Origin of the sequence: Pelomonas sp. KK5 (genome assembly GCF_001984095.1) — a bacterium.
Lineage (GTDB): Bacteria > Pseudomonadota > Gammaproteobacteria > Burkholderiales > Burkholderiaceae_C > KK5.
Genome location: NZ_LYVQ01000377.1, coordinates 1 through 3,539 on the forward strand (window position 1 = coordinate 1; position 3,539 = coordinate 3,539).

The following is a 3,539-nucleotide window of genomic DNA, read 5'->3' on the forward strand; positions in this document are numbered from 1 at the left end:
GGGTGGCCGTCAGCGCTGCCGCCGGCACGGCCAGCGCGGAATCGGCCGCCCAGTCCGCCGGCGCCACCAGCAGGGCGAGTTCGCGCAGCAGCGTCAGCGTCAGCGTGATGCCGAACATGCCGAAGGCCAGCATGCCGGCCCAGGACCAGCGGTCGGCCACCGCCTGGCTGCGGTGCCGGCCGCGGCGGGCCATCGCCAGCGTCATCGTGAGGAAGGCCGCCAGCAGCGCGACGCCAAACAGCAGGGGCGCTGCAGCGCCGGGCAAGGCCGGCAGGATCTGCCAGCCGATGTAGAGGTGCAGCAGCGAGAGCAGCGCGATGGGGATGAGCTTCATCCGGCGCAGATGACGCCCCCGGCGGGCACTTCAAGCCCGCCGTTCTTTTCGTTTTGTTTCAGTTCCTCAGCTCGTGCCAGGAGCTGACGGGCGGGACCTGCGCCGCACGCATCAGCAGCTCCTCGATGCTGCGCACGCCGACCTTGTCGCGGATCGACTGGATCTGCGAGCGGATCGTGGACATCGCCACGCCGTGGGCATCGGCGATGTCGCGGGCGCTCTGGCTGGCGATCAGCGCGCGCAGCACGCGGCGCTCGGCCAGCGTCAGGTTGTGGCGCAGCGCGATCATCTCCAGCGCCAGCGGCGAGCAGACGCTGCGCCGGCCGACCATCAGCAGCGCGGCCGGCATGCCCAGCGCGTCCACCTGGATCGGCATGGCGACGGCGCTCAGGTGCTCGGCGTCCGTGCCCAGCACCAGCATGCGGCTGCGCTGGCGCACCGCGGCGTCGTGCAGGGCGGCGGCCAGCTCGGCCTGGGTCACGTCGCCGTGGCAGCGCAGCTGCTGGTTGGCCAGGCTGAGGATGCGGCCCAGGTCGATCTCGCGGCGGGCGGCGCGGTTGGCGTGGATCAGGGTGCCATCGGCGCGGCAGGTGATCAGGCCGCACTCGACCTGGTCCAGCATCACGTTGGCCAGGCGGTCCACCACGGCGCGGGGCACCGAGGCATGCGACGACACAGGCTGGCTCTCGAAGCTGCGCAGGGCCTGTTGCGGGTAGCGGTGCTCTTCGGAATACATCGTGGTCAGCATGGCGGACTCCTTGTGGCGCGGTGGGATTGAAGAAGAAGAAGGTGAAGCGATCGGGGAATGGCCGCACTGTCGGTCTTTGTTCACGCCAAGGCATTGAGCGTTCCTAAATCGGGTCCTAAGAATTCCTAAACGCGAGACTCGACGGATTTAGACAACACATTGATGCACGCCGGGGCCGGCAGCCCTACAGTGCCGCTGCCCAACAGCAAAAGGAGAGAACGATGGCCACCAAGCCCAAGAAAGCCGCCCCGGCCCCCAAGCCCAAGGCTGCACCCGCCAAGACAGCCAAGGCCGCCGCCAAGCCCGGCGTGGACCGCACGGCCGAGGCGCTGGAACGCATCGCCGCGGCCACCGAGCGCACCGCAGCCGCCACCGAGCAGATGCTGGCGCTGATGAAGGCCGGCGGCGCGGCCGTCGCGGCGGCGCCGGACAGCAAGTCGCAGCGCCACCTGGTGCTGGACACCACCGGCCTCACCACCGCCGAGGTCGACAAGCTCAAGCAGTTCCAGAAGGAGTTCAAGAAGCGCATCCTCCACCTGGGCAATGCCACGAAGCTCTGAGCCGGAGCCGCCCGCCGCGCTGCGGCTGGGCTCCAGCCTGCGCCGCGTGCTGCCGGCCGAGACCCTCGCCCGCGCCGCCGCGCTGATGCCCCGCTGGGGCATCTCCCGCGTCAGCGAGATCACGCGGATGGATCGCCTGGGCCTGCCCGTCTGCATCGGCGTGCGGCCGCGGGGCCAGGTCTTGCGGGTGCATGCCGGCAAGGGCCTGAGCGCCGAGGAGGCGCGGGTCGGCGCGCTGATGGAGGCGCTGGAGTTCGCGGTGGCCGAGCCGCGCGGCGAGCTGCCGCGGATGGCCTTCGGCGCGCTGGTGGACCAGTTGGCGCCGCATGCGCGCTGGATGGACCTGGCGCCCGTGGCGCCGCCACCGGCGGACGACGAGCGCCTGCCGGCACTGCCTTGCGAAGTGCTCGGCCGGCGCGGCGGGGCCGTGATGCTGCCGGCCGAGCTGATCGTCGCGGGCCGGCTCGACGGGCCGCCGCTGTTCGGCCCCTCGTCCAACGGCCTGGCTTCCGGCAACACGCCGGCCGAGGCCACGCTGCACGGCCTGCTGGAAGTGCTGGAGCGCGACACGCTGGCGATGAACCAGGCGCGCGACGATTCGCAGCTCGTCGACCGGCTGCCGCCGCCCTTCGACGCGCTGGCCGCGCGCTGGCAGGAGCTCGGCGTGCGCCTGGCGGTGCGCCACCTGCCCAACCGCCACGGCCTGCCCTGCTTCGAGGCGGTGCTTGACGAGCCCGAGGACAACCGGGTCAACCTCGCCAGCGGCTCGGGCCTGCACCTGGACCGCGGCATCGCGCTGGCCCGCGCGGTGTGCGAGGCTGCGCAGTCGCGGCTGAGCCTGATCCACGGCGGGCGCGAGGACATCACCGCCTTCTATGCCAAGTACCGCCGGCCCGAAGCGCGGCGCGACGGCGATGCGCGCCTGCGTGAGCAGCTGTTCGACGCCAGCCGCCGCATCGCCTTCGCGAAGGTGCCCGACCGGCGGCCGCCGGCCGACGCTTCGCTGGACGAGATCCTGGCCGAGTTGCTGCGCGGGCTGCCGCCGGTGCTGCGCCACCGTTTCGATCCTGCCGGGCTGGACGGCCTGGAGGTGGTGCGCGTGATCGTGCCGGGCTGCGCGCCGAACACGCCCGGACGCCTGACGCCGCGGCTGCTCGACCGGGTGCTCGGCCATGGCTGACGTCGAGGCCACGCTGTTCGCCGGCCCTTCCGCCTTCGGCCTGCCGCCGTCATTGTTCGCCGGCATCCGCCGCCGCCCGCCCGCGCGGCGCGGCGACATCGAGCGGCTCGTGAAGCGCCAGCCGCCGGGCGTGCTGCTGCTGTGCGACGGCGTGTTCCAGGCCGTGCCGGCCGTCTCGCATGCCGAGCTGGGCGCGGCGCTGGATGCCGGCTGGCAGGTCTGGGGCGTGTCGAGCCTGGGCGCGATCCGCGCCTGGGAGATGCGCGGCGAAGGCATGCGCGGCCACGGCCATGTGTACGCTCAATTCGCGCGTTACGAGGATTTCACCGACGACGAGATGTGCCTGCTGCACTACCCGCGCGCGCCCTGGTTCCCGATCACCGAGGCGCTGGTGAACCTGCGCTGGGCCTTCGAGCAGCGGGGCGAGGCGCTGGGCATCTCGCTGCGGCAGCAGGCCATCGTCATCGACGCGCTGGGTGCGCTGTGGTTCGGCGAGCGCAGCGAGGCCCGCATCCGCGCGCTGCTGACCGGCGATGCCGGCGTCCCGCAGCAAGCGACCGAGGCGCTGCTTGGCTGGCTGCCCGACAACAGGATCAAGACGCTGGACCTGGGCCGGCTGCTGGCCGAGCGGCCCTGGAAGTTCAGTCCCGCGGCTTGAGCGGCGCGGCCATCGCCAGCAGTTGGTCGGCCGGCATCGCTGCGCCGTCGCGCATCAGC

At 72.3% G+C, this 3,539-nt stretch carries 4 protein-coding genes and 1 pseudogene; 3 read left to right on the forward strand and 2 right to left on the reverse strand.

The annotated features are described in order from the left end of the window. Together B0W88_RS30540 and B0W88_RS30545 are read right to left on the reverse strand one after the other, a co-directional pair. A pseudogene (locus B0W88_RS30540) lies at positions 1-334 on the reverse strand (metallophosphoesterase); the annotation flags it as partial. A gap of 58 nt (positions 335-392) precedes the next feature. Beyond that, positions 393-1,082, reverse strand: coding sequence for a LuxR C-terminal-related transcriptional regulator (locus B0W88_RS30545; RefSeq protein ID WP_077038258.1), 690 nt, complete (start codon positions 1,080-1,082; stop codon positions 393-395). A 221-nt stretch (positions 1,083-1,303) separates the two neighbouring features. On the opposite strand from B0W88_RS30545, the gene B0W88_RS34555 reads away from it, so the two are divergent. From B0W88_RS34555 to B0W88_RS30560, 3 genes are read left to right on the forward strand one after another with little or no spacing between them, the layout of a single operon-like run. Next, positions 1,304-1,642, forward strand: coding sequence for a hypothetical protein (locus B0W88_RS34555; RefSeq protein ID WP_077038259.1), 339 nt, complete (start codon positions 1,304-1,306; stop codon positions 1,640-1,642). Next, positions 1,626-2,822, forward strand: a complete 1,197-nt coding sequence (locus B0W88_RS30555) for a YcaO-like family protein (protein ID WP_077038260.1) — start codon at positions 1,626-1,628, stop codon at positions 2,820-2,822. The genes B0W88_RS34555 and B0W88_RS30555 overlap by 17 nt, the downstream gene beginning before the upstream one ends. Next, positions 2,815-3,480 (forward strand): TfuA-like protein, encoded by a 666-nt coding sequence (locus B0W88_RS30560; protein WP_077038261.1) that lies wholly within the window; start codon positions 2,815-2,817, stop codon positions 3,478-3,480. The genes B0W88_RS30555 and B0W88_RS30560 overlap by 8 nt, the downstream gene beginning before the upstream one ends. Positions 3,481-3,539: the final 59 nt, after the last annotated feature.

Excerpts from the sequence above, each read along its gene's own strand:
- B0W88_RS34555 (WP_077038259.1), top strand. The coding sequence starts at position 1,304 with ATGGCCACCAAGCCCAAGAAAGCCGCCCCGGCCCCCAAGCCCAAGGCT.
- B0W88_RS30545 (WP_077038258.1), bottom strand. The coding sequence starts at position 1,082 with ATGCTGACCACGATGTATTCCGAAGAGCACCGCTACCCGCAACAGGCC.
- B0W88_RS30560 (WP_077038261.1), top strand. The coding sequence starts at position 2,815 with ATGGCTGACGTCGAGGCCACGCTGTTCGCCGGCCCTTCCGCCTTCGGC.
- B0W88_RS30555 (WP_077038260.1), top strand. The coding sequence starts at position 1,626 with ATGCCACGAAGCTCTGAGCCGGAGCCGCCCGCCGCGCTGCGGCTGGGC.